This window comes from Streptomyces sp. NPDC005963 (assembly GCF_040638655.1).
In the GTDB taxonomy this organism is placed as follows: domain Bacteria; phylum Actinomycetota; class Actinomycetes; order Streptomycetales; family Streptomycetaceae; genus Streptomyces.
On sequence record NZ_JBEXVD010000089.1, the window covers coordinates 1 to 1,477 of the forward strand.

Annotated in this window: 1 protein-coding gene and 1 pseudogene; both read left to right on the plus strand. The window is 67.0% G+C overall.

The features are described from left to right. The first annotated feature begins 324 nt into the window (after nt 1-324). A complete protein-coding gene (locus tag ABZ348_RS34675; RefSeq protein ID WP_358940002.1) occupies nt 325-1,320 on the plus strand; it encodes an ATP-binding cassette domain-containing protein in 996 nt (331 codons plus the stop codon). Beyond that, nucleotides 1,317-1,477 (plus strand): annotated as a pseudogene (locus ABZ348_RS34680) (ABC transporter permease); the annotation flags it as partial. The gene ABZ348_RS34675 and the pseudogene ABZ348_RS34680, both read left to right, overlap by 4 nt.

Here is a 1,477-nt window from a genome sequence, read left to right on the forward strand (position 1 = left end):
CGCCGACACCTTCGCCCACAACTACGCACAAGGCAGCTACATCCCCGACCGCGCACGCAAACAACTCACCAACACCCTCACCCACACCACCGGCGGGGCCTGATGACCTCGCGCTCGACCGTCTGAACGACGATCTGCGCGTGGGGCCTTGAGGCTCCCGTAGAACGCGGAGCGAGAAGTCGCGTGTGGCCGCACGGCGTGGATTCGACGCGCCGAGAGGAATGACTTCCGCCGCGCACGACCCCTCGGAAGGGGTCGTGCTCACACCATCTCCCCCCAGTAACTTCAGCCTTCGATCGGGAGGGCCCTATGCCTTCATCTGTCATGCCCACATCTGTGAAGAGCGATGTTCGCGCGTCGTCGGCCGCCATCTCCGCGTCGGGGTTGCGCAAGTCGTACGGTGACAAGACCGTGCTCGACGGGATCAATCTGCACATCCCGGTCGGGTCGGTGTTCGCGCTGCTGGGGCCGAACGGTGCCGGAAAGACCACCGCCGTGAAGATCCTCTCCACCCTCATCGGCGCCGACGGTGGCCAGGCGCAGGTCGCGGGCCACGACATCGCCGTGGCAGCGTCGTCGGTGCGTGCCGCGATCGGGGTCACGGGTCAGTTCTCCGCAGTGGACGGACTGATCACCGGTGAGGAGAACATGCTCCTGATGGCCGACCTGCACCACCTGCCCCGCCACGAGGGTCGCCGGGTGACCGCCGAACTCCTGGAGCGGTTCGACCTGGTCGACGCCGCGAAGAAGCCGGCCTCCACCTACTCCGGCGGCATGAAGCGCCGCCTGGACATCGCCATGACCCTCGTCGGCAACCCGCGGATCATCTTCCTCGACGAGCCGACCACCGGACTCGACCCCCGCTCCCGCCACAACATGTGGCAGATCATCCGCGGACTGGTCTCCGGCGGCGTCACCGTCTTCCTCACCACGCAGTACCTGGAGGAGGCCGACGAGCTCGCCGACCGGATCGCCGTCCTGAACGACGGCAAGATCGCTGCGGAAGGCACCGCCGAAGAACTCAAGCGCATCGTCCCCGGCGGACACATCCGCCTCCGCTTCACCAACCCGGCCGCCTACCGCGCCGCCGCCTCCGCACTGACCGAAGCCGCCCCTGACGACGAAGCACTCGCCCTCAACATCCCCAGCGACGGCACCCAACGCGAACTGCGCTCCATCCTCGACCACCTCGACGCCCTCGACATCGAGGCCGACGAACTCACCGTCCACACCCCTGACCTCGACGACGTCTTCTTCGCCCTCACCGACAAGACCAACGTCCCCAACCCGTCCCGCCACGCCAAGGAGAACGTCCGATGAGCAGCCTCGCCCTCGCCGTCCGCGACTCAAGCACGATGCTGCGCCGCAATCTGCTGCACGCCCGGCGCTACCCCTCCGGAACCCTCAACCTCCTCCTCGCCCCGATCATGCTGCTCCTCCTCTTCGTCTACATCTTCGGCGATGTGATGAGCGCCGG

Excerpts from the sequence above, each read along its gene's own strand:
- ABZ348_RS34675 (WP_358940002.1), top strand. The coding sequence starts at position 325 with ATGCCCACATCTGTGAAGAGCGATGTTCGCGCGTCGTCGGCCGCCATC.